The 610-nt window shown below is 32.8% G+C and carries 1 pseudogene; it reads left to right on the top strand.

Annotated elements, in window-relative coordinates:
• Positions 1–368: 368 nt before the first annotated feature.
• A pseudogene (locus ACFO6W_RS26170) lies at positions 369–610 on the top strand (site-specific integrase); the annotation flags it as partial.

Raw genomic sequence — 610 nt, forward strand, 5'->3', positions numbered from 1 at the left:
TAAAAGTGATATGTATGAAACTAAATACACTTATATATAGCTATTTATATTAGTTAACAAGAATAAAAATAGATTTTTATTTTTCATTTCCATAATCGTTTTTTATCCATTATTTGTTACCTGTTTGTTACTTATGGATTTTTATAATTGTTACTTTGTTTGTTTTTCGTAAACTATTATGTTTCTTGTATTTATATAATATCTGATTATTAGCTATTTAAAAACATATATATCAAAAGGTAATTAATCCTTATTTTCCTTTGCCATGTCGTTCCTTGTTTGTATCTTGCCCCCGGTTTAATTTTTAATTTTATTCTTTTTAGTTTTTCTTTCTTGATTTTTTAGTATTTAATTTAATATTGATCCTTATGACAACCAGCAGGAAACAACCCAAAGCAAAGGAGCCGGTAAAGATACGCTTTAAACAACTCTCCGGCGGCAGCCAGTCCATTTACTTCGATATCTACAGGAACGGCAAGCGCTTGTACGAGTTCCCCAAACTCTACCTTGTACCAGAAAGGACACCCGAAGACAAAGAGCTGAACCGCCGGATGCTCGACAAGGCCGTCCGTATCAAAGCACAGCGAATAGATGAGTTGTCCAGTAAGGA

The organism is Dysgonomonas termitidis, from assembly GCF_042654545.1.
GTDB classification, from domain to species: Bacteria; Bacteroidota; Bacteroidia; order Bacteroidales; family Dysgonomonadaceae; genus Dysgonomonas; species Dysgonomonas termitidis.